This is a genomic window from Embleya sp. NPDC050154 (genome assembly GCF_044460165.1).
In the GTDB taxonomy this organism is placed as follows: domain Bacteria; phylum Actinomycetota; class Actinomycetes; order Streptomycetales; family Streptomycetaceae; genus Embleya.
The window spans coordinates 57,070-80,753 of sequence record NZ_JBITJP010000029.1; the positions used below are offsets into that span (position 1 = coordinate 57,070).

At 70.9% G+C, this 23,684-nt stretch carries 16 protein-coding genes; 8 read left to right on the forward strand and 8 right to left on the reverse strand.

What is annotated here, in order from left to right; translation table 11 throughout:
- Positions 1-36 precede the first annotated feature (36 nt).
- From ACIBSV_RS41585 to ACIBSV_RS41620, 8 genes are all read right to left on the reverse strand, one after another.
- Complete coding sequence (locus ACIBSV_RS41585) at positions 37-1,623, reverse strand: ABC transporter substrate-binding protein (RefSeq protein WP_395872648.1); 1,587 nt, start codon at positions 1,621-1,623, stop codon at positions 37-39.
- Between the two features lie 148 nt (positions 1,624-1,771).
- On the reverse strand, positions 1,772-3,352 hold the full coding sequence (locus ACIBSV_RS41590) for an ABC transporter substrate-binding protein (protein ID WP_395872650.1): 1,581 nt from the start codon (positions 3,350-3,352) through the stop codon (positions 1,772-1,774).
- Positions 3,353-3,594: 242 nt separating this feature from the next.
- Positions 3,595-5,148: an ABC transporter substrate-binding protein gene (locus tag ACIBSV_RS41595; protein WP_395872651.1), complete on the reverse strand. Its 1,554-nt coding sequence runs from the start codon at positions 5,146-5,148 to the stop codon at positions 3,595-3,597.
- A gap of 396 nt (positions 5,149-5,544) precedes the next feature.
- A complete protein-coding gene (locus ACIBSV_RS41600; protein ID WP_395872653.1) occupies positions 5,545-7,146 on the reverse strand; it encodes an ABC transporter substrate-binding protein in 1,602 nt (533 codons plus the stop codon).
- Positions 7,147-7,354: 208 nt separating this feature from the next.
- Complete coding sequence (locus tag ACIBSV_RS41605) at positions 7,355-8,665, reverse strand: ABC transporter ATP-binding protein (protein ID WP_395872655.1); 1,311 nt, start codon at positions 8,663-8,665, stop codon at positions 7,355-7,357.
- A complete protein-coding gene (locus ACIBSV_RS41610) occupies positions 8,662-9,729 on the reverse strand; it encodes an ABC transporter ATP-binding protein (RefSeq protein ID WP_395872657.1) in 1,068 nt (355 codons plus the stop codon). The genes ACIBSV_RS41605 and ACIBSV_RS41610 overlap by 4 nt, the downstream gene beginning before the upstream one ends.
- A gap of 130 nt (positions 9,730-9,859) precedes the next feature.
- Complete coding sequence (locus ACIBSV_RS41615) at positions 9,860-10,786, reverse strand: ABC transporter permease (RefSeq protein ID WP_395872659.1); 927 nt, start codon at positions 10,784-10,786, stop codon at positions 9,860-9,862.
- Entirely contained in the window at positions 10,783-11,733 is a 951-nt protein-coding gene (locus ACIBSV_RS41620) for an ABC transporter permease (protein WP_395872661.1), read from the reverse strand. Before ACIBSV_RS41620 ends, ACIBSV_RS41615 begins: the two co-directional genes overlap by 4 nt.
- A 600-nt stretch (positions 11,734-12,333) precedes the next feature.
- Here ACIBSV_RS41620 and ACIBSV_RS41625 point away from each other — a divergent pair.
- The 8 genes from ACIBSV_RS41625 (at position 12,334) to ACIBSV_RS41660 (ending at position 23,683) form a co-directional block, all read left to right on the forward strand.
- Entirely contained in the window at positions 12,334-13,647 is a 1,314-nt protein-coding gene (locus ACIBSV_RS41625) for an ammonium transporter (RefSeq protein WP_395872663.1), read from the forward strand.
- The gene (locus ACIBSV_RS41630) at positions 13,644-13,982 is read left to right on the forward strand and encodes a P-II family nitrogen regulator (protein WP_360310627.1); all 339 of its coding nucleotides are present in this window, start codon (positions 13,644-13,646) and stop codon (positions 13,980-13,982) included. Before ACIBSV_RS41625 ends, ACIBSV_RS41630 begins: the two co-directional genes overlap by 4 nt.
- Before the next feature lie 154 nt (positions 13,983-14,136).
- On the forward strand, positions 14,137-16,467 hold the full coding sequence (locus ACIBSV_RS41635) for a [protein-PII] uridylyltransferase (protein WP_395872664.1): 2,331 nt from the start codon (positions 14,137-14,139) through the stop codon (positions 16,465-16,467).
- Positions 16,468-16,601: 134 nt separating this feature from the next.
- On the forward strand, positions 16,602-18,167 hold the full coding sequence (gene ffh, locus ACIBSV_RS41640) for a signal recognition particle protein (RefSeq protein WP_395872666.1): 1,566 nt from the start codon (positions 16,602-16,604) through the stop codon (positions 18,165-18,167).
- A gap of 80 nt (positions 18,168-18,247) precedes the next feature.
- Complete coding sequence (locus tag ACIBSV_RS41645) at positions 18,248-18,811, forward strand: GNAT family N-acetyltransferase (RefSeq protein WP_395872668.1); 564 nt, start codon at positions 18,248-18,250, stop codon at positions 18,809-18,811.
- 26 nt (positions 18,812-18,837) lie between these two features.
- On the forward strand, positions 18,838-20,556 hold the full coding sequence (locus ACIBSV_RS41650) for an alkyl sulfatase dimerization domain-containing protein (protein WP_395872670.1): 1,719 nt from the start codon (positions 18,838-18,840) through the stop codon (positions 20,554-20,556).
- Positions 20,557-20,760: 204 nt separating this feature from the next.
- Complete coding sequence (locus tag ACIBSV_RS41655; protein WP_395872672.1) at positions 20,761-23,061, forward strand: substrate-binding domain-containing protein; 2,301 nt, start codon at positions 20,761-20,763, stop codon at positions 23,059-23,061.
- Positions 23,062-23,146: 85 nt separating this feature from the next.
- Positions 23,147-23,683 carry a hypothetical protein gene (locus ACIBSV_RS41660; protein ID WP_395872674.1) on the forward strand — a complete coding sequence of 179 codons (537 nt, stop codon included), beginning with the start codon at positions 23,147-23,149 and terminating at the stop codon, positions 23,681-23,683.
- Position 23,684: the final 1 nt, after the last annotated feature.

Consider the following 23,684-nt stretch of genomic DNA (forward strand, 5'->3'; position numbering starts at 1 on the left):
CGGATCAGCCGGAGGCGATCCGGGACCGGCGTTCGGCTACTTCAGGCCGACCCGGTCCATCAGCATGCCACCGTCCTGCACACCCACCACACCCACGGCCCTGGGGCCGGAGATGATGTTGGTGACCGCCTCCTGGTAGGCGAGCATCGGCAGGTCCTTGACGAGCACCTTCTGCAGGTCGGAGTAGGCGGCCTTGCGCGCCGCCTCGTCGGTGGTGGAGCGGCCCTTGATCAGCGCCGCGTCCGCCTCGGGGCTCTTGTACCCGGTGAAGTTCAACGGGGTCTGCGAGAACAGGCTGTTGAACAGCACCGGTTCCGGGTCGCTGGACCAGATCTGGTAGAGCGCCGCGGTGTAGTTCTTCTGCACCGTCAGGCGCAGGTAGTAGCTGGCCACCTCGGCCTTGTCGAGCTTGACCTCGACGTTCTTGAAGGCGTTGAGCGCGGTCATGGTGTACTCGGAGGTCGCGTTGGAGGTCGGGTTCTCCGGGACCAGGTAGTTGAACTTGACCGGCTTGCCCTCGGCCGCGAGTTCGTCGAAGAGCTTCTGCGCCTCGACCTTGTTCGGACTCGGCTGCGCGGCGGTGGCGTCGGTGAAGGTCTTGCCGCTGTGGAAGATGCTCTTGGCCGGGGTCGCCGTGCCCGCGTACATCTTCTGGTTCAGGTCGACCGGGTCGAGCGCGAGCGCGACCGCACGGCGCGCGCGAGCGTCGTCGAACGGCGCCGTCGAGGTGTTGAAGACGATCATCTGGCCGCCGTCGAGGGTGAACGGCGTGACGCCCAGGCCGCCTTCCTGCGCTGCCTTGGTCTTCTGCGGGTCGATGGTGAAGGTGATGTCCGCGCCACCGGCCTTGATCGTGTCGACCTGCTGCTTGACGTCGTTGACCACCTTGATGGTCAGCGTGTCCAGGTAAGGTTTGTCCGGCCCCTGCCAGTAGTTCGGGTTCTTCTCGAACACCATCTGGCTGTCCCGGGTCCAGGATTTGAGGACGAACGGACCGGCTCCGACCGGCTTTTCGCCCTTGGGGTCGGCCGCGTACTGCTTGGGCGACTCGATGTAGGACAGCTCCGAGGCCACCGTGCGGTCGAAGTTCGCGTTCAGCATCGGCAGCGTGATCCTGAGCGTCAGCGGGTCGGCCACCTCCAGCCCCAGGCCGCTCGCGGCCGGGCGGTGCTGGCTGAGCACCTCCGGCTTGGCGTGCATCTCCCAGTTGAACTTGACGGCGGCGGCGTCCAGCGGGGTGCCGTCGCTGAACTTGACGTTCGGCTTGACCTTGAGCGTCCAGACCTTGCCGCCGTCGTCGCTCTTGAGGCTCTCGCCGATCTGCGGGACCACCTTGTTCTGCGTGTTGTCCACGTAGAACAGTGCGTCGTAGACGGCGAGCATGCGGTTGAGGTCGGTGACCGCCGCGTACGACGCGTTGAACGGCGTCATGCTGCGCGCGTCGGACACGGTGAGCAGGGTCAGGTTGCCGCCCTTCTTGGCACCCGCGGACGCGTTCGGGTCGGCCTTGCCGCCGGCGGCGTCGTCCCCGCCGCCACACGCGGCGAGGGTCAGGGCGAGTGCGGAAACGCCGGCGATGGCCGCCGAGCGCTTTCGTGCGTTGTTGCCGAGGTTGCTGCTCATGTGACTCCTCCGTTGTCACAAGGCACATCCGATCCCCGTTCGGATCGGGTGCTGTGGTGCTGTGGTGCACGGCCGGGTGGTGTGCGCGACACCGAGAACACCGGGTCGCGCCGGCCACCCGGCCGGGTCTGTGGGGGTCAGCCGCTCATCAGCGCCGCCCGATGGCGTCGAAGTGGATCAGGCCGTCGTTGAACAACTGGATCCCGACCAGGTCGGCCCGGTGTACCGCGCCGATGACCGCCGACGAGTAGACCCAGAACGGGAGATCGCGATTGACCTGGTTCTGCAACCGGGTGTAGGCGTCCCGCCGCGAGGACGCGTCGGTGGATCGCCGACCGTCCTCCAGAGCGGCGTCCACGACGTCGTTCGCGTAGCCGGTGATGTTGCTCAAACCGGCCTTGCTGTACAGGAATTGATAGATCGTCGGCTCGACGTCGTCGGCCCAGAGCTGACATACGGTGGCGTCGAAGTCGCTGCCCGCCAACCGGGTCACCAGCGAGGCCATGTCGGTGATCTCGACGATCACGGTGACGCCCGGATAGCCCTCCAGGGTCTGCCGGATGTACTCGGCGGTGCCGCGCATCTTGACGTTGTCGGGCACCAGGTAGCGGAAGACGAACGGTTTCTTCCCGTTGTTGGTGAGCTGCGCGAACAGCGCGCGGGCCTCGTCGGGCCGATTCTCCGGCGCGGCCAGGTTGACGTTCGCCAGCGGCGACGTGGCGTCGAAGATGCCACGCGCCGATTCGCCCCGGCCGCCGTAGAAACGCCGGTTGATCTCGGCGCTGCTGAGCGCCAGCGCCACCGCTCGGCGGGCGGCCGGATCCTGGAAGACTCCCTTGCGCACGTTGAAGGCGACCATCAGTCCGCCGTTGAGACGGGCGTCCTCGGCGACCAGTCCGTCCGCGCGGGCCTGCGCCACACTCTGCGGATCGATGGTCAGGGTGAGGTCGGCCCGCTTTGCCCGGATCGACTTGTTCGCGCCCTCGACATCCTTGTCCACCCGGAAGACCACCTCGTCGAGGTAGGGCCGATTCCGTTGCCAGTACTGGGGATTGCGCTCCAGCCGCAACTCCTTGCCCGGCTCCCAGCTCTTCACCTTGAACGGGCCGGCGCCCACCGGCGCGTGCTTGAGCTCGTAGCGGCCGTCGGCGGTGGCGACCAGGCGTCGGGGCGCGACGAAGGAGAGGTTGCGCGCGATGGTGTGGTCGAAGTTGGCGTTCGAGGAGGGCAGTTCGATCCGCAACTGGAGCGTGGAGACCTCGGTCAGCAGCACCCCGCGCAGCGGACCGCCGACCAGCGAGCGCACCGTGGGGTCGCGGTGCGCCTCCCAGTTCGCCTTGACCGTGCCGGCGTCGAGCGAACTGCCGTCGCTGAACCGCACGTCCGGACGCAGGGTCAGGGTCCAGATCCGCGCGCTCTGATCGGAGACCAGCGATTCGGCCAGCTTGGGGCGCACCCCGCCCGTGCTCGGATCGGTCCACACCAGGACGTCGTACAGCGCGGCCAACCGGTTCGAGTCGGCGACGCTGGAGTAGGAGGCGGTGAACGGGTCGAGTCCGCGCTCCTCGCCGGGCATCAGGATCGTGACCGAACCGCCGTGCTCGGGCTCACCGGAGGAACTCCCGGAGTCGGAGGAGTCCAGACCGCAGCCCGCCGTCGCCAGCACCGTCGCCGCCGCGAGAGCGAGGGCCAGTCGGCGGCGCAGGCCGCGGCACGGTGGTCGTCGCAAGGGTGTTTTCGGGTGGGTTACCACTGCCGGCCTACCTACCTATCACTGTGGGGTTCGAACGTGCCTCGTGCGTCGGTGCAGTCGTGCAGTCGTTCCGGAAGTGCGGTAGCGCTGTGGTGCGGCGGTTCGCGCCCGAGTCGCGGCGGAACCGGGTGCGTCCGCATGGCGGGCGTGATTCGGCCCGGGGGTACGGAGGGACGTCCCGCCCGGGCACACGGGCCCGGGCGGGACGGGTGGATCCACTAGCCGGTGGTGCCGATCCGGTCCCACAGGATGGCGCCGTCGTTGGCCAACTGGATGCCGGTGATCCTGGGGCTGTAGACCGCGGCGGTGACCGCTTCCTGGTAGACCCAGAACGGCATGTCCTTGTTCACCTGCAGCTGTACACGCGTGTACGCGTCGCGTCGCTGGGCGGGGTCGGTCGTCCTGCGCGCGTCCTCGAGCGCGGTGTCGACCGCCTGGTTCTCGTAATTGCTGTTGTTCGGCATGCTCTTGCTGTGCAGCAGATCGTAGATGCCCGGCTCCGGGTCGTCGATCCATTGCTGACCGAGAGCGGCGGCCCACTCCGTGTTGCCGCTGCGGACGGTCTTGACGTAGGTCGCGATGTCGACGACCTTGACCTCCATCTCGACGCCGGGGTAGGTGTTCAGGACCTGCTTCATGTACTCGGCGACCCGGATCGACGCGGGAGCCTGCGGCACCCAGTAGGTGAACTTGAGCGGCTTGGTGCCGCCCGCCGTCACGTCGTCGAAGAGCTCCTTGGCCCGCTTCGGGTCGTTCTCCGAGGCCGCGAGTTGGATGTTGGCCACGGGGGAGGACGCCGCGAAGATGCCCTTGGCGGGCGTACCCTTGCCGCCGAAGAACTTCTGGTTGATCTCGATCCCGTTGAACGCGTAGACGAACGCGCGGCGGGCCCGCAGATCCTTGAACGGTGCGACGCTGAGGTTGAACACGACCATCTGGCCGCCGTTCAGCCCGATCCGCGTCACGCCCAGCTTCTTCTCCTCGGCCTGTGCGGTGGCGAGCGGGTCCACCGCGACGGTCAGGTCGGTCTTGCCCTCGTCGACCGCGGTCACCGAGTGGTTGACGTCGGTGTCCACCGTGATGGTCAGGTTGTCCAGGTGTGGCAGACCCTTGTCGAGTTGCCAGTAGTCGGGGTTTCGGGTGAAGGTCTGCTTGACCCCGCGATCCCACTTCACCAGCTTGTACGGACCCGCGCCGACCGGCTTGTCACCGATTCCGGTGGGACTGGCCCGAAGCGCGGTGGGCGAGGCGATGTAGGAGAGGTTGCGGGTCACCAGGTGGTCGAAGTTCGCGTTCTCGGTGACCAGCTTGATGTCGAGGGTGAGCGGGTCGCTGACGGCGAGCGAGAGGATCGCACTCGCCGCGCCGCGCTGGAAGGAACCGACCTTGGGGTCCTTGTGGCGGTCCCAGTTGAACCGGACGGCCTCGGCGTCGAACACCGTGCCGTCGCTGAACTTCACGTTGGGCTTGAGCTTGAGTCGCCACGTGTCGGCCTTGGGGCCGTTGATCGCCAGCGACTCGGCGATCTGCGGGCGCACACTGCCGGTGGTGGGGTCCGCCCACACCAGCGAGTCGTAGAGCGCCTGCATGCGACTGCCGTCGGCGACGTTGACGTACGACGTGGAGAAGGGGTCCAGGCTGGTGGAGTCGCCCGGGAGGCTCATCGTGAGCGAGCCGCCCTGCTTGGGCGTGCCCGCGGCCGACGGCTTGGTCTCGTCGTCGCCCCCGCAACCGGCGAGGACGGTGGCCAGTGCGGTCGCGACGACCAGCACGGTTATTCGGCGCCGGGGACGGGAACGGCGCGTGGATCGAAGGGACAACGGGGAAGTACGAGTCACTGCAGGGCCAACCTTCACCTGACGGACCGCCCGGGCTTCCGTGGCCGGGCGGCGGACGTGCTTGGTGCCGGGTACGTCGGCCGACTCGGGGGGAGAGGGCGACGGCGCCCCGGGTGGAGCATGGTGGTGCGTCCGTGCGGCTGTGCTGTCGTGCGGCGGTGCGTGCTACTCGGATGTCTGCGGCCCGGAGTCGAGACACGTGAAGGCCGGGAATCACGAAGGTGATTCCCGGCCTCCACGAACCGACTGGTAAGGGTGCCGTCCCTTTCTACTGCCTTCCGGCGATCTGGTCCATCAAGATCGGGTCACTGTTGTACTTCTGATGACCAGTCAGTCCTTTTTGCCGATGCGATCGAAGAGGAAGATGCCGTCGTTGGACAGTTGCACGCCGGTCACCCCGGAACGGAACACCCCCGCCACCACCGCCTCCTGATAGACCCACAGCGGCATGTCCCGGTCCAACTGGAGCTGGAGCTGCGTGTAGGCGGCGCGACGCCGGGACGGGTCGGTGGTGTTGCGGGCGTCGTCGAGTGCCCGGTCCACCACGTCGTCGCCGTAGAAGCAGCAGTTGCTCGGGCTGCCCCGGTGCAGGTACTGGTAGACCACCGGCTCGGGGTCGTCGGCGAGCAACTGGCTGACCTTGACGTCGAACGCCTCGGCCAGGTTGGAGCGCTTGACGAACTCGGAGAGGTCGGCGGTCTCCACGTCGAGCGCGACGCCGGGGTACCGCTCCAGCGTCTCCTTCATGTAGCGGCCCAGTTCGTCGATCGCGCCGCTCTTGGGCGCGAAGAACTTGATCCGCATCGGCTTGGCGCCGTGCTCGGTCACCCTGTCGAACAACTCGGCGGCCTGCTGCGGCTTGTTCTCCGGCGCGGACAACTGCGGGTTGGCCAGCGCGGTGGCCTGGTTGAAGATGCCACGCGCGGGGGTGCCCGCGCCGCCGTACACGCGCTTGTTGATTTCCTCGCTGCTCAGCGCCAGCACGATCGCGCGGCGCACCTCGGGGTTGGCGGTGGGGCCGCCGGAGGTGTCGAAGCTCAGCAGTTGGCCACCGGAGAGCGCGAGCGACTCGACGCCGATGCCCGCGTCGCGCGCGGCCTTGAGGGTGAACGCGTCGCTGACGTTGGCGACGTCGGCCTTGCCCTTCTTCACCTTGTCCACCGCCGCGCTGCCGGAGCCCTCGAAGCGGAAGGTGAGGCTGTCCAGGAACGGCTTCGCCGGGCCCTGCCAGTAGGTCGGGTTCTTCACCAGGGTCAGGTGGTCACCCTTGACCCAGCCGCCCGGGGGGAGCATGAACGGGCCCGCGCCGACCGGGTGTTCGGCCAGCTTGTCGACGCCCTCGGCGATCGCCTTGGGCGAGGCGATGAAGGACAGGCTGCGTGCGACCAGGCGGTCGAAGTTGCCGTTCGGCTTGTCCAGGATGATCCGCAGTTCGAGCGCGTCGGCGCCGATCTGGCTCTTCATGCCCACGGTGGCGTCCCGCTGCCGGGATTTGGTGGTGGGCACCGCGTGCGTGTCCCAGTTGATCTTGACGGACGCGGCGTCGAAGACCGTGCCGTCGGTGAACCTGAGGTTGGGCCGGATCCGCAGGCTCCAGATCTTGTTGCCGCCGCCCTCCACCGGGGCCAGGCTCTCGGCGAGCTGCGGCTGCACCGAGCCGGTGACCGGGTTCGTCCAGACCAGGCTGTCGTACAGCGCCGCCATCCGGTTTCCGTCCGCCTGCGCGGCGTACGAGGGCAGGAAGGGGTCGAGGCTGCGGGCGTCGGCGGTGGCCAGGACGTCCAGCGAGCCGCCGGCCTTGGGCGTGCCCGCCGCGCTGGGGATCTCACCGGACTCGGCACCACAGCCGGCTGCGGCCAGGAGGCCGATCGCCGCGATCACGGCGGCGGTGCGACGGCGTGCCCGAAGGGCGAAGGTTCGTGCGTGTGCCACTGGAAACGTCCTCAAGCATGGAGCAGGCCGGCCGAAGGCCGGCTGCCGCGCGGTCAGCGCGGTCAGCGCCGTGAGGCTATAGGTCGACACGTGTCGCATCGTCGACGGGATGCCCGATTCGGCCCCCGATCGTTCGGCCCGGACACGCCCATGTACGGACAGCGACGCGGTACGGCCGGGTCGGCCGTACCGCGTCGGGTGTCGGTGCTCAGTCCCGCTCGGTCGCCTCGGCCTTGGTCGTGGGCTTGGCCCCGGCGTCGGCCGCCGGCTCCGCCGCTGCCTCCGCCTCCGGGTCGGATTCGACCGCGGCCTCGGTGACCGGCTCGGACTTCGACGCGGCCTCGGTCCCGGTCTTCGTCTCGGGCGCCGGCTCGACCTCGCTCCCGGACTTCGACGTGACCTCGGCCTTCGACGCGGCCTCTGCCGGTGCCTCGGAACGTGCCTCGGCCTCGGGGTCGGGCTCCGCGGCCGAGACGGCGCGGTCGAACACGGCCGCCTCGCCCACCAGCGGGAAGTGACACGCGACCCGGTGCCCCGGCGCGATCTCGCGCAGCATCGGTACGTGCGCCGCGCACTCGTCGCGCGCGATCGGGCAGCGGGTCCGGAACCGGCAGCCGCTGGGCGGGTTCATCGGCGAGGGGATCTCGCCCTTGAGCGCGGGACCGGCCGGCGCCGCCGCGGGGTCGGGCGCGGGCACCGCGTCGAGCAGGGCGCGCGTGTAGGGGTGCGCGGGCGAGTCGTAGATCGCCGCGGTGTCGCCGGTCTCGGCGATGGTGCCCAGGTACATCACCGCGACGTCGTCGCTGATGTTGCGCACCACCGCGAGGTCGTGCGCGACGAAGATCATCGACACGCCGGTGCGGGTCTTCATCTCGTCGAGCAGGTCCAGCACCTGCGCCTGCACCGACACGTCCAGGGACGCCACCGGCTCGTCGCAGATCAACAGGTCGGGGTCGACCACCATGGCCCGGGCGATGGCGATCCGCTGGCACTGTCCGCCGGAGAACTGATGCGGACGCCGATCGGCGACCAGTTCCGGGTCCAGGCCCACCTGGCGCAGCACCGCCTCCACCCGCGGGCGGATCTCCTCGGCGGACAGGCCGGAGATGACCAGCCCCTCGGCGACGATGTCGAAAATCTTGCGACGCGGGTTCAGCGCCGAGATGGGGTCCTGGAACACCATCTGGATCCGCCGGCGCATGGTGCGCAGGCCGGCCTTGGGCAGCGTGGTCAGTTCCTGCCCGTCGAACCGGACCGAGCCCTCGGACGGCTTGGTCAACTGCAGGATGGCCCGGGCCAGCGTGGACTTGCCGCAGCCGGACTCACCGACCAGACCGAGCGTACGGCCGCGCCCGAGTTCGAAGCTCACGCCCGCGACGGCGTTCATCATCCCGCCGGGCACCCGGAAGCGCTGGACCAGGTCGGTGACCGTGAGCAGCGGGTCGGTGCCGGTCGCGGGCTCGGCGGCGGGCTTGGTGTCCAGGGCGAGCGCGCCCGGCGCGGTGCCGTCGGCGGTCATGCGGAGGTCTCCTTGATCAGGGACGGCGGCCCGGTCGCGTCGTCCGCGGCGACGGCGACGTCCTCGCCGACGGGGTGGTGGCAGGCGAACCGGTGCGTGCCCAGTTCGTCGCCCAACTCCGGCCGCTCGGTCCGACACAGGTCGTCCGCCGCCGTGCACCGGGCCGCGAACGCGCAGCCGGACTTGAGCGTGACCAGGTCGGGCGGCGCGCCCGGGATCGCCCGCGGGCGCTGCTCGCGGGGCACGTCCAGGCGCGGCACGGCGCCCAGCAGGGCCTCGGTGTAGCGGTGCCGGCGGTGGGCGAACAGGTCGGCGGTGGGCGAGTGTTCGACCATGCGGCCGGCGTACATCACGGCGATCTGGTCGGTCCGCCCGGCCACCACGCCCAGGTCGTGGCTGACCAGGATCATGCCCATGCCGCGTTCGGCCTGGATCTCCTGGAGCAGGTCGAGGATCTGCCGCTGCACGGTCACGTCCAGCGCGGTGGTCGCCTCGTCCGCGATCAGCACGTCGGGGTCGCACGCGAGCGCCATCGCGATGGTCACCCGCTGGCGCATACCGCCGGAGAGCTGGTGCGGATACTGCCGGGCGCGCTTGACCGGCTCGGGGATGCCGACCAGCGTGAGCAGTTCGATCGCGCGCTCGCCGGCCTCCTTCTTGCCCATGCCCAGGTGCAGCCGCATCGATTCGGTGAGCTGGCGGTCGATCCGCAGCACCGGGTTGAGCGAGGTCATCGGGTCCTGGAAGACCATCGCGATCCGGTTGCCCCAGATAGTGCGGGCCTCCTTGCGCGGTACGCCGACCAGTTCGCGGCCGTCCAGGCGCACGCTGCCGTGGATGTCGGCGATCGAGGGGCAGATGCCCATCAGCGAGCGCACCAGCATCGACTTGCCCGAGCCGGACTCGCCGACCAGGCCGAGCGTCTCGCCGCGTTCGATGCTGAAGGAGACCCCGTCCACCGCCTTGAGCAACCCGCGCGGGGTGTCCAGGTGGACCCGCAGGTCGGTGGCCCGCAGCAGTGGTGCGTCCGGCGTGGGCGAGCCGGTCGTCTTCGGCTCCGCCATGGTCACCACGCCACCTTCGCGCCGCGCGGCTGTTGGATCCCGTCCATGAGAGCGGTCCCGTCTGTGTGAGGGGGTCGAAGAACGGGATCGACGGCGGCCCTCGGGGCGAGGGCCGGCGCCGATCCCTCGGCTACAGCTTGGTGTCGCGGACGTCGAACTTCGCGCGCAGCCGGTCGCCGATGACGTTGAGCGAGAAGACGGTCAGGAAGAGCACGCCGCACGGCACGAACACCTGGGACGGATACAGCGAGAGGTCGTCCTTGGCGGCGTTGATCATGCCGCCCCAACTGGGCATCGGCGGCGGGATGCTCAGGCCGAGGAAGGACAGCGAGCCCTCCGCGACGATCAGCACCGCCATCACGATCACCGAGTACGACATCACCGCCGGGAACGTGTTGGGCAACAGTTCCTTGAAGATGATCCGACCCGGACCCGCTCCCATCGCCTTGGCCACCGTGACGTACTCGCGGTTGGACTGGGCGATCGCGCTCGCCTTGGTCAGCCGGGTGAAGCCGGGGATGGTCAACACGGCGAGACCGGCGGTGATGCTGGTCTGCGACGGCTCGTACACCGAGGACAGCGCGAGCAGCAGGATCAGCGGCGGAAAGGCGAGCAGCGCGTCGGAGCACAGGTCGATGATCATCTCGGTGACGCCGCGGAAGTAGGCCGCGACCAGACCGAGCAGGCCGCCGATCACCACGCCGACCACGACCGACACCAGCGCGACGATCATCGACACGCGTGCGCCGAAGGCGAGCCGGGTCAGGTGGCTGCGGCCGAGGCCGTCGGTGCCGAGGAACTCCGGCCAGGCCGCGAAGGGCTTCTGCTTCGCCTCGCCGAACGCCTTGCCGTACTCGTGCGGGAAGACGCCGGGGGCGATCAGGCTCAGCAGCGCGCCGAGCAGCACGATGCTCATCCACGCGATGGCGAACCAGAGCAGGATGCTGGGGCGCTTGCGGGCCTTGCCGCTCTTGGCCCGCTTGACCTGCGAGGGGCGCAGTCCGGTGGGTTCGGCGGCGCCCAGGGCGGGCTCGGGCGCGGTTTCGAGTGTGCTCATCGGGCCCTCACTCTCGGGTCGATGAGGGAGTAGCCGATGTCCACGAGCGTGTTGAGCAGCACGTAGATGATCGCGATCACCACGACCGTGCCCTGCACGACGGGGATGTCCTTGCCGTTGATCGCCTGGTACATGCCCTGTCCCAAGCCGGGGATGGCGAAGTAGGACTCGACGATGACCGTACCGCCGATCAATCGACCCAGGGTCAGGCCGGAGACGGTCAGCAGCGAGAAGGACGAGGGTCGCAGCGCGTGCCGGAAGAGCACGTACGGCGTGGACAGACCCTTGGACCGCGCGGTCAGGATGAAGTCCTCCTGGAGCGTGGCGAGCATGTCGCTGCGCAACAGGCGTTGGAACTGCGGGATCTCCGCGAGTGCCAGGGCAAGGGCGGGCAGGAACGCGAACTCGATGTTCTTGGCGAAGTCGACCGAGATGTACTCCCAGCCCGTCGGCTTGAACGCGAGCATCATGTTCGGGTTCGCGAAGAAGTAGACGAGGATGAACACGCTGACGAAGGTGGGGATCGACAGCAGGCCCGAGGAGAGCCCGCCGATCACGCGGTCGACGCGACCGCCCGCCTTCGCGGCCGTCCACACGCCCAGCGGCACGGCCACGATCAGGGCCATGAGCAGGGCGAAGACGGCGAGTTCCAGGGTCACCGGGAACCGCTCGCTGATGCCGTCCATGACGGAGGTCCGGGTCTTCAGGGACTCCCCGAGGTCGCCGGTGAGCGCGTTGCCCACCCAGGTCACGTATCGGACGGGCAGCGACTTGTCGTACCCGAACTCGTGCTCCAGGTCCTTGAGGTCCTGCGGTGTGGAGCCGGGGCCGAGCATCTGGGCGACCGGTGAGCCGTCCACCAGGTCGGGCAGGGCCGTGGTCGCGAACGTGACCAGGAACAGCACCGGAATCAGGGCCAGCAACTTGCGACCGAGCAGGCGCAACACGACGGTGTCACCCCCTCTCGCTGGTCTGGTCGGTTGACGAGGTCTGTTGAACATTCCGTGCGGTGGTGCGTTCGCGCGAAACCGCCGAATCCCGGACAGGGCCGTTCACCTGTGGTGACACGTGCCTTGACGGGTCGTCAGTTAAGCGCGGTGATTAATTACGGCAGTGGGCGCGATCAATGTCAATGGATTCACGGCAACCGTTAGCGGGTCGAAAACGTCGGTCCCGAACCGGAGGGTTGCCCTCCGTCCGCACGTGTCGACCTGCGCGAATAAGGTGCGGAGGCCAACTAACTGACGGTGCGTCAGATGTCGTCGACGGGCTGTGTGTGGGTCGCCCGCCGCTCATCCGCCGGACACCCACACACGCGTCGCGCGCGCGACCCCGAGCCGCCCGGGCCGTGCCACCCGTAGCTCCGCGCGAGCGGCGCGATCCGGCCGGCTCGGCGCGTGAGCGGACGTTCATCCGCCGGAAACACATGTGCGCCAAGCGTCACGTCGGCGAAACACGTCGCGCCACGGCGTGAAACCTCACACCCCGAAGCTCCTTCCCATGAGCTCCCGGAGGTCGGCCGGGGCCACGGAGAAGAGAGGCAGAGTATGGACACGGGTAACACCGCATTCGTACTCCTGAGCGCCGCACTGGTCATGCTCATGACGCCCGGGCTGGCGTTCTTCTACGGCGGCATGGTCCGCGTGAAGAGCGTCCTGAACATGCTGATGATGAGCTTCATCTGCCTGGCTGTCGTGACGGTGCTGTGGGTGCTCTACGGGTTTTCGATGACGTTCAGTACGGACGCCTTCGGCGGGTTGGTCGGCAACCTCGACTGGTACGGCATGCGCGACATCGGGGTCGCGGAGTTGTGGGACGGCTACACGATCCCGGTGACGGTGTTCGCGGCCTTCCAGTTGATGTTTGCGATCATCACCCCGGCGCTGATCAGCGGCGCAGTCGCGGACCGCACCAAGTTCACCGCCTGGGCCGTGTTCGTGGCGTTCTGGGTCACCCTGGTCTACTTCCCCATCGCGCACTGGGTCTGGGCCGCGGACGGCTGGCTGTTCGAGAAGGGCGTGATCGACTTCGCCGGCGGTACGGCGGTGCACATCAACGCCGGTATCGCCGCACTGGCCCTGGTCCTGGTGATCGGCAAGCGGGTCGGCTTCAAGCGTGACCCGATGCGCCCGCACAACCTGCCGCTGGTGATGATCGGCGCCGGCCTCCTGTGGTTCGGCTGGTTCGGCTTCAACGCCGGCTCCTGGCTCGCCGCGGACGGCGTCACCGGCCGGGCGCTGATCAACACCCAGATCGCCACCGCCGCGGCCATGCTCGGCTGGCTGTTCCTGGAGAAGATCCGCGACGGACACCTGACCACCCTGGGCGCCGCGTCCGGCGCGGTGGCCGGCCTGGTCGCGATCACCCCCGCGTGCGGTGCGCTCAGCCCGCTCGGTTCGATCGCGCTGGGTCTGGTCGCGGGCGCGGTCTGCGCCTGGGCGGTGGGCCTGAAGTACAAGCTGGGCTACGACGATTCGCTCGACGTGGTCGGCGTGCACCTGGTCGGCGGCATCATAGGCTCGCTCGCCCCCGGCTTCCTGGCCACCGGCCACATCCAAAACGATGTCGAGGGCCTGTTCTACGGTGGGGGCTTCGACCAGCTGGGCAAGCAGCTGATCGGCGTCGGTGCCGTCCTCGCCTACTCCTTCGTCGTCACCTTCATCCTGGGCACGGTCATTCACAAGACCATCGGCTTCCGGGTGTCCGAGGACGACGAGGTGGCCGGCATCGACCGGGTCGAGCACGCCGAGACCGGGTACGACTTCGCCGCACTCGGCGGTTCCACCCGACCGTCGGCGGGCATCGGCACCTCTACGGGCGCGGGCGCCGCGGCGCCCGCCGACACGAAGGTGGATGCGTGAAGCTCATCACGGCGGTGATCAAGCCGCACCGGCTCGACGACGTCAAGAACGCCCTCCAGGCGTTCGGCGTGCACGGCCTCACCGTGACCGAGGCGAGCGGCTACGGCCGGCAGCGCGGCCACACCGAGGTCTACCGAGGCGCCGAGTACCAGGTCGACCTCGTGCCCAAGGTCCGGATCGAGGTCGTCGCGGACGACGAGGACGCCGAGGAACTGCTGGACGTGCTGGTCAAGGCCGCGCGCACCGGCAAGATCGGGGACGGCAAGGCCTGGATCGTCCCGGTGGACAGTGTGGTCAGGGTGCGTACCGGCGAACGCGGCCCGGAAGCCCTGTAGGACCCCCGATGGCCGGTCCCGCCCCGAAGCGAGTCTTCGGGGACGGGTCCGGCCATCGGCCTTCGCGTCGACCGCTCGCGGTGCTCGGCCACCTTGCCCCGACCCACGTCGCGGCACACTTCGGCCGGCGCGTGTGAACGAGGGAGCAGGCCCCATGCAACCGACCCCCACTTCGCGCTACACCCGGGCCAGGGACGACCTCCTGGCCGATCCCGCCGGCCCCACCGGGGCGGCCCGCCGACAGGCGCTGGGCGCGCTGTCGGATCGCTGGCTGACCGAGCTGTTCACCGGCGCGGGCGCGCCCGCACAGGGCGTCTCGCTGGTCGCGGTCGGCGGCTACGGCCGGCGCGAGTTGTCCCCCGGCAGCGACCTGGACGTGGTGCTGCTGCACGAGGGCCGGCGCGGGGTCGGCGAACTCGCCGACGCGATCTGGTACCCGGTGTGGGACGCCGGCATCGCGCTGGACCACTCGGTGCGCACCCCCGACGAGGCCCGCCGGGCCGCCGCCGAGGACCTGCGGGTGCAGACCGGCCTGCTCGACATCCGGCACATCGCGGGCGACGCCGACCTGACCGCCGCGCTGCGCACCTCGATGTTCACCGCGTGGCGCGCGGCCGCGGTCAAGCGGCTGCCCGAACTGCTCGCGGCCTGCCGAGAACGCGCGGAGCGGCACGGCGAGGTCGCCTTCCTGCTCGAACCCGACCTCAAGGAGGCCCGGGGCGGCCTGCGCGACGCCACCGCGCTGCGGGCGATCTCGGCCTCGTGGATCGCGGACGCGCCGCACGAGGAGGTGGACACCGCGCGGGCCACGCTCCTGGACGTGCGGGACGCGCTGCACCTGGTCACCGGACGCGGCTCGGACCGGCTGCTGCTCCAGGAGCAGGACGCGGTCGCCCGGCGGCTGGGGCTGCTGGACGCGGACACCCTGCTGCGCCGGGTCTCCGAGGCGGCGCGGGCGCTGACCTACGCGGGCGACGTGACCTGGCGCGAGGTCTCCCGGGTGCTCGCGGCGCGCGAGGCCGGCTCGGGGGTGCGTCGGTTGCGCCGGGCCCGGGCCGGGGTGTCCGCGCGTACGCCACTGGCCGAGGGCGTGGTCGAGTACGCCGGCGAGGCGGTGCTGGCCCAGGCCGCGCAGCCGGCCCGGGACCCGGTGCTGCTGCTGCGCGCCGCCGGGGCCGCCGCGCAGGCCGGCCTGCCGCTGTCCCGGCACACCGTGGACCGGCTGGAGCTGGAGTGCCCGCCGCTGGCCGATCCGTGGCCGCCCGCCGCGCGTGAGGCGTTCGTGGCGCTGCTCGGCGCCGGGCGCGACGTGTTGCCGGTCTGGGAGGCGCTGGAGTCCAAGCGGCTGATCACCCGATTGCTGCCGGACTGGGAACGGGTGCGCTGTCGCCCGCAGCGCAACGCGGTGCACCGCTTCACCGTCGACCGGCACCTGATCGAGACCGCGGTCGAGGCCGCCGCGCACACCCGGCGGGTGGCCCGGCCCGACCTGCTGCTGGTGGCCGCGCTGCTGCACGACATCGGCAAGGGCTGGCCGGGCGACCACAGCGTGAGCGGCGAGGTGATCGCGCGGGAGGCGGCCGCGCGGATGGGCTTCGCCAAGGACGACGTGGACGTACTGGGCACCCTGGTGCGCCACCACCTGCTGCTGGTGGACACCGCGACCCGGCGCGACCTGGACGATCCGACCACGGTGGCGGCGTTCGCCGAGGCGGTGGGCGGCGTGGAAACCCTCGAACTGCTCCACGCGCTCACCGAGGCCGACGCCGCCGCCACCGGACCCGCCGCGTGGAGCGAGTGGCGGGACGCCCTGGTCCGGGACCTCGTCGCCCGGACCAGGGCGGTGTTCGCCGGCCGACCGGCCCCGGCGGTGCCCGAGCGGAGCGTCACCGCCGATGTACCGGGCGAACTCCCGGTGGTTCGCCTGGAACCGCTGCCCTTCGGCGCGGAGGTGACCATCGCGGCGGCCGACCGGGTCGGCCTGATGGCGCTCGCCGCCGGCGTGCTGGCCCTGCACCGGCTCACCGTGCGCTCGGCCGCGATCGACGTGGTCGACGAGCTGGGCATCACGGTGTGGACGGTGGAGACCGAGTTCGGCCGGCTGCCCGACCCGGCCGCGCTGCGCGAGGACGTGCGCAAGGCCCTGGCCGGCGGCTTGGACGTGGCCGCCCGGCTGGCCAAGCGCGAGGCGGCGTACCCGCCTCGGCGCGGCACCACCCGGGCGCCCGCCCGGGTGGAGGTGATCGCGGACGCGTCCGAGAGCGCGACCGTCCTGGAGGTGCGCGCGCACGACAGCCCCGGACTGCTGCACCGGATCGGCAAGGCGCTCGCCGACGCCCGGGTGAGTGTGCGTCAGGCCCGGGTGGGCACCCACGGCGCGGAAGCCGTGGACGCCTTCTACGTCGTCGCCCCGAACGGCCGGCCGCTGTCCGCCGGCGAGGCCCGAAGCCTGGCCAGGACGTTGGAGAAGGCGTTGGCCGGGTGAGCGGCGAGGCGGCGCGGGGCGCCGCATCCGGGGCCGGCGGGCCAAGCCGGGGCGCGTGCCCCCGCCACGACCGCTCGGCGGGCGGTTAGGCTGGGCCCGACACCACCCGTATCTGACGAAGGACCTCTGCCGACGTGTTCGACACTCTCTCCGACCGCCTCGCAGCGACCTTCAAGAACCTTCGCGGCAAGGGGCGGCTCTCCGAAGCCGACATCGACGCCACCGCGCGCGAGATCCGCGTCGCCCTCCTCGAGGCCGACGTGGCCCTCCCGGTGGTCCGCGAGTTCATCGGACGCGTCAAGGAGCGCGCCCGGGGCGCCGAGGTGTCGGGTGCGCTCAACCCGGCCCAGCAGATCGTCAAGATCGTCAACGAGGAGCTCGTCGGGATCCTCGGCGGCGAGACCCGGCGACTGCGCTTCGCCAAGACCGGCCCCACGGTGATCATGCTCGCCGGCCTCCAGGGCGCGGGCAAGACCACCCTGGCGGGCAAGCTCGGCAAGTGGCTCAAGGAGCAGAAGCACCAGCCGCTCCTGGTGGCCTGCGACCTGCAGCGCCCGAACGCGGTCAACCAGCTCTCCGTGGTCGCCCAGCGGGCCGGTGTCGCGGTCTACGCGCCCGAGCCCGGCAACGGCGTCGGCGACCCGGTCGAGGTCGCCCGCGACTCGATCGAGTTCGCCAAGACCAAGCAGTACGACGTGGTCGTGGTCGACACCGCCGGTCGCCTGGGTATCGACGCCGAGATGATGCGGCAGGCCGCGGACATCCGGGACGCGGTCAAGCCGGACGAGATCCTGTTCGTCGTCGACGCGATGATCGGCCAGGACGCGGTGGTCACCGCGCAGGCCTTCCTCGACGGCGTCGGCTTCGACGGCGTGGTGCTCTCCAAGCTCGACGGCGACGCGCGCGGTGGCGCGGCCCTGTCGGTCGCGTCGGTGACCGGCCGGCAGATCATGTTCGCCTCCAGCGGCGAGAAGCTCGACGAGTTCGACGCCTTCCACCCGGACCGGATGGCCTCGCGCATCCTGGGCATGGGCGACATGCTCAGCCTGATCGAGATGGCCGAGGCCAAGTACGACCAGGACCTCGCGCTCAAGGCCGCCGAGAAGCTGCACGGCGGCGGCAACAACTTCACGCTGGAGGACTTCCTCCAGCAGATGGAGCAGGTCAAGAAGCTCGGCTCGATCTCCAAGCTGCTCGGCATGCTGCCCGGCATGGGCGCGATGAAGGACCAGATCGACAACATCGACGACCGCGACCTGGACCGGGTCGCGGCGATCATCAAGTCGATGACGCCGGCCGAGCGGGCCGACGTGAAGATCCTCAACGGCTCGCGTCGGGCCCGGATCGCCAAGGGTGCCGGTACCGAGGTCAACGCGGTCAACAACCTGATCGAGCGGTTCGTCGAGGCCCGCAAGATGATGGGCCAGATGGCCAAGGGCGGCGGCATGCCGGGCATGCCCGGGATGCCGGGCATGGGCGGGGGCGCCGGCAAGAAGAAGGGCAAGGCGCCCAAGCAGGCCAAGGGCAAGCGCCAGTCGGGCAACCCGATGAAGCGCAAGCAGGAGGCGGCGGCCGAGGCGGCCCGGCGCGAGGAGCGCGCGGCGAACCCGTTCGGTCTGCCGGCCGGCGGCGCGGGCGGCGCGGCCGACTTCGAACTGCCCGAGGAGTTCAAGAACTTCCTTCCTCCGGGCCAGAAGTAGGCTCGGAGGCGACGCGGGCCGACCGTGCCCCGGGGGTGCCCTCCGGGGAAACGGTCGGCGAGGACGAGAAGAGGATGTGGATGGTCGGGACGCCGGAGTTGTACACCGTGCCCGGCTGCCGGGTGGGCATCCGGGCGCCGCGGGTGTCGGACGCGGCGGCGTCCGCCGAGGCGATCCGCCGCTCCGAGCACATCGCGCGCTGGAACCCGTCCGACCCGGACGACCTGCCGGACCTGATCCGCCGGCAGAGCGACACCTTCCGCACCTTCCTCGCGGTGGACATCGCCGACCGGGCGCTCGCCGGCCGGATCAACGTGTCGAACATCGTGCGCTCGCGGTTTTGCAACGCCTCGCTCGGCTACGACGCCTACACGCCGTACGCGGGCACCGGGCGGATGACCGAGGCGCTCGCCCTGGTGATCGATCGGGTGTTCGCCGCGGACGGCTTCGGGCTGCACCGGTTGGAGATCAACGTGCAGCCGGGGAACGAGAATTCGATCGCGCTGGCGCGGCGGATGGGCTTTCGCTACGAGGGCTTCACGCCGCGCATGCTCTTTCTCAACGACGCGTGGCGCGACCACGAACGGTTCGCGCTGACCGCGGAGGAATGGCCCGGGGCGGAGAAGACCATTCTTCCCTCGTAGGGCCGGACGTGGCAGGCTGCCCGGCCATGACGTACGAGGTCGAGCCTGCCGTTCATCCCGAACTCGCCGCCCACACCGCGCACTTCGCCAAGCGCGTGTACACCGTGGCCGAGCATGTGCACGTCGCCGTGGGCTGGTCCTCGGCCAACGCGACGGTGATCGAGGGCCCCGACGGCCTGGTGGTGGTCGACACCGGCAGCGGCGCGGACCTGGCCGCGGTGATCGAGGCGGAGGTACGCCCGCACCTGGACGATCCGCGGGCTCCGGTCCGGGCCGTGGTGGTCACCCACCACCACCCCGATCACGTCAACGGGCTGAGCCACTGGGCCGCGACGCCGGACGTGGACGTGTACGCGCACCGGACCTTCCTGGCCGCGCTGACCGACCAGTCCGGACCCGCGCTGCACATCATGGGCCTGCGCTCGGTGTACTCGCTGGGCAATCTGCTCGGCCCCTCGGACACCGAGGGCGTCAACGACGCCGTCGGCCCGCACGCGGGGGTCGGCACACCGTCGTTCGTGATGCCCACGGTGCTGGTGGGAGACGAGTTGGAGACCGAGGTCGCGGGCGTGCGGCTGCGGTTGTTCCACAACCCCGGCGAGACCGACGACGCGATCAGCGTGTACCTCCCGGACAGCGACGTCCTGCTGTGCGGAGACACCATCCAGGGGCCGACCCTGCCGAACATCCACACCCTGCGCGGTTGCCGCTACCGCGACCCGATGCAGTGGGTGCGCAGCATCGACGCGCTGCGCGCCCACCGGGCCGCGCACCTGATCCCCAGCCACGGGCAGCCGGTGTCCGGCGCGGCGAAGGTCGCCGAGGTGCTGGGCGTGGAGCGGGACTGCATCCAGTACATCCACGACCAGACCGTGCGCCGGATGAACGAGGGGCTGACCCCGGACGAGTTGGCCGAGACCGTCGAACTGCCCGAGCACCTGGCCTCGTACGCGCCGTACGCGCGGGAGTACTACGGCACGGTCAAGCACACCGTGCGGCAGATCTTCTTCGGCTATCTGGGCTGGTTCGGCGGCGACCCGGTGGACCTGGATCCGCTGCCCCGGGCGGAATACGCGCGCCGGACGGTGGAGTTGATGGGCGGAAGGGAGCGGGTGCTGGCGGCGGCGGGGCAGGCGTACACGGCGGGCGAGTACCAGTGGGCGGCCGAGTTGGCCACGCACCTGACCCGGATCGACCGCGAGGACGCGGACGCGCGCTCGGTCAAGGCCGCCGCGTTTCGCCGGCTGGGCTACGCGCAGCTCAACGTCAACTGGCGGAACTGGTACCTGACCAGCGCGGACGAACTGGAGGACCGGATCCAGCCGATCCTGCCGCTGATCAACTTCGCGGCGATCTTCGCGCCCCGGGACCTGGTCGCCCGGATCCCGGCGGCGTGGCTGATCGAGTTGTACACGACCCGGCTGCGGGCCGAGGAGGCGCTGGAGGTGGACGCCGTGCTGGGCTGGCGGGTCCGCGGCGGCGTGCACGGCGAGGAGGCGGTCGCGCTGCACATCCACCGGGGCGTCGCCCGCTTCCTGCGCGAGATCCCGGCGGACGCCGACGTGGTCCTCGAACTCCCGCGCGAGACCGTGGAGTCCCTGCACCTGGGTCGCACCGACCTGCGCGGCGCGCTGGCCGGCGGGGACGCCACGACCACCACCGGCACGCCCGAGCGGGCGGCCGCCCTGCTCGACCTCTTCGACCCGGCCCAACCGAAGAAGCCCACCGAGCTCACGCTGCGCTGAACCCGGCCGATTCTCGGCGCGCGGGTGTACGCGCGATGCGCGTCGAGTACGCGGGCGCCCTCATCCGTGCGGTGTGCCTGCGTGGCGGGGTCGGGTTCGGCAACGATGGGGTGCAGCCGTGCACGCGGGGTGTGGCGTGCGTGGGATCGTGCCCGCGGCCGTCGGGTGGGATCGGCGGCCGGAGTCGATGACGGGGGAACCCCAGTGGACGCATTACGCACCGACGATCCGCGTCGGGTGGGACCGTTTCGACTGCTCGGCCGGCTCGGGAGCGGCGGCATGGGACAGGTGTACCTCGGCCGGGGGCCCGCCGGGCGGACCGTGGCGGTCAAGCGGGTGCGGGTCGAACTCCTGGACGACGAGGACGCGTTCCGGCAGCGATTCGCCCGCGAGGTGGAGGCCGCGGGCCGGGTGCGGGGCGCGTTCACCGCACCGGTCGTGGCCGCCGACGCGTACGCCGAGGTGCCGTGGCTGGCCACCGCGTACATCCCCGGGATGGCGCTCGGCGAGGCGGTCGGCACGTTCGGCCCGCTGCCCGCGCACACGCTCGCCGCGGTGGCCCGCGGTCTGGCCGACGCGCTGGTCGCGATGCACGCGGTGGGCCTGGTGCACCGGGACCTGAAGCCGGCCAACGTGCTGCTCGCGGTCGACGGCCCGATCGTGATCGACTTCGGCATCGCGCTGCTGGACGGGGCGACCGCGCTGACCCGCACCGGGCACACACTCGGCACGCTCGGGTTCATGTCGCCGGAGCAGTTCGAGCGGGCCGATGTCGGGCCGGCCAGCGACGTCTTCTCCTACGGGGCGGTGCTCGCCTACGCGGCCACCGGACGACTGCCGTTCGGATCCGGGCCGTGGCCGGTCCTGTTGGCCAACCTGACCGGCCGCGATCCGGATCTGGAGGACGCCCCGGAGGCGTTCCTGCCGCTGTTGCAAGCCTGCCTGGACAAGGATCCGAACCGCCGACCGACGCCGGCCCGGGCCCGCGCGCTGGTGCCGACCGAGACCGACGAGGACCTGCCGGGCGGCTGGTTGCCGGCGCCGCTCGCGCACGCGCTGCTGCGGATCGCGGGGCGCGCGCTGGACGCCGAGGGCACACCGGATCCGCCGCCCGCCGAGGACTTCGCCGACTCGGTGGGCCGGGAGACGGCCGGCCCGGCGGCCGAGGCGACCGCGGACCCGGCGGGCGCGGGGCTCGTCGGCCCGGCGGTCGAGGACACCGGCGACTCGGTCGGCTTCGGGCCGAGCCGACTCGGCGCCGAGCCGGCTCGGGACGCGGTGCCGCGGGACGCGACGAACGAGGCGCTCGGCGAGGCGGTGGGCGAGGTGCCGGGCGTGGCCGGGCCGGCCGCCCCGCGCGCTCCGCGTGCGCTCGGTGCGGCACGGGGCGGAAGCCATCGACTGCCACCGACCCGCCCGCGCTACGCGGTGGCGGTCGCGGTGGCCGTCGCGGTCGCGTTGACGGCCGGGCTGCTGGTGTGGCGCGGGTTCGGCGGCGGCGCGCAGAGCACCGCGAACCCGCCCACCGCCTTCCGGATCGGCCTGCTGCTGCCCGACGATCGGGCCGAGGCGAGCGTGCGACCGGCGTTCGAGGCGCGGATCCGGCAACTGTGCCCCCGCTGCTCGGTGCGGTTCGAGCACGCCCGCCGGCGGCCGGACGTGCAGCGCGCGCAGATCGACGCGATGATCTCGGCCGGTGTCCGGGTGCTGGTGCTGGGCCCGGTGGACCCCAAGGACACGGCGTCGGCGGTGACCAGGGCCCGGGAACACGACATTCCGGTGGTCGCCTTCGACAAGCTGGCCGCGGGTCCCGTGGCCGGGCACGTCTCGTTCGACTTCCGAGAGGTGGGCAGACTCCAGGCGCAGGCGCTGCTCGACGCGGTGCGCGCGGCGGGCGGACCGCGACGCGGCTCGATCGTGATGCTCAACGGTCGCGCGGGGGACCGGGCCGGGAGCGAGATCAAGCGTGGCGCACACGCCGTACTCGACGGCGAGGTGACGATCGGGCGCGAGTACGACCTCGAGGACCCCGGCGGGAACCGGGCCCAGCAGGTGATCGCGGACGCGCTGACCGCGCTCGGCGGGCCGACCCAGGTGATCGGGGTCTACGCGGTGGACGACACGATGGCCGCGGGCGTGCTCCGCGGCCTGACCGCCGCCGGTGTCGCCGCACCCGTGCCGCTGACCGGACAGGATCCGGACCCGGCCACGCTGCGCCGGATCATCGCGGGCACCCAGACCGTCTCGGTGCTCAAGCCCGGCGGGCCGGAGGCCGAGGCCGCCGCCGAGATGGCGATCACGCTGGGCCGGGGCGAAGCGTTGTCGCGCGTGGACGCCACCCGCGACAACGGCACGACCCAGGTGCCGACGGTGGCCCTCGCGCCGGTCGCGCTGACCCGGGCCAACCTCAAGGAGATGTTGCCCCTACTGGCCGGCACGGTGGATCCGCGCGAGGTGTGCACGGCCGAACTCGCGGCGGAGTGCGCCCGCCTCGGGATCGGCTGAGGCGCGCGGCGCGGTCGGCGGAACGACGAGCACGGCCGCCCGCGCCGGACGATAACGACGGCCGGGGTCGGTCGTTGATCGGTGCATGACTACTTCTCGACGGTTGCTCGGTGCCCTGATGGCGGGTTTCTGCGCGATCGCGTTGCCGAGCGGCGCGTGGCCGGCCGGGGCGACGCTGCTCGGCGAGTCGGCGGTCGGGCCGGACCCGGCCCGACCGTGGGTGTTGCGCGAGGGGCCGATGGCCGTGTCGCCGAAGGACTTCGACTTCCTGTGTCGGGTGACCGCCCCGGCACCTCGACAGATCACCCTGCGGCTGTTCCCCGACGTGATCGTCGAGGTCGTGGAGGACGCCGTGGAGATCGACGACGAGGGCACCGCGATGTGGTCCGGGCACGTCCTGGACGCCCCCGCGAGCCCGACCAGCTTCGCGGTCACCGGCACCTGCCCGGGCGGTCCGGTGTCGGTGGCCGGCGCGGTGGACATCGGCGAACTCACCTACGCGCTCACCCCGGGCACGTTCGGCACCAACACGGTGCACGTCGAGGAGATCGCCCGCTGGGCCATCCCGATCGACGAGAGGCCGACCCACGCGGTCGGCAGGGGCATTCCGGCACCGCGATGAG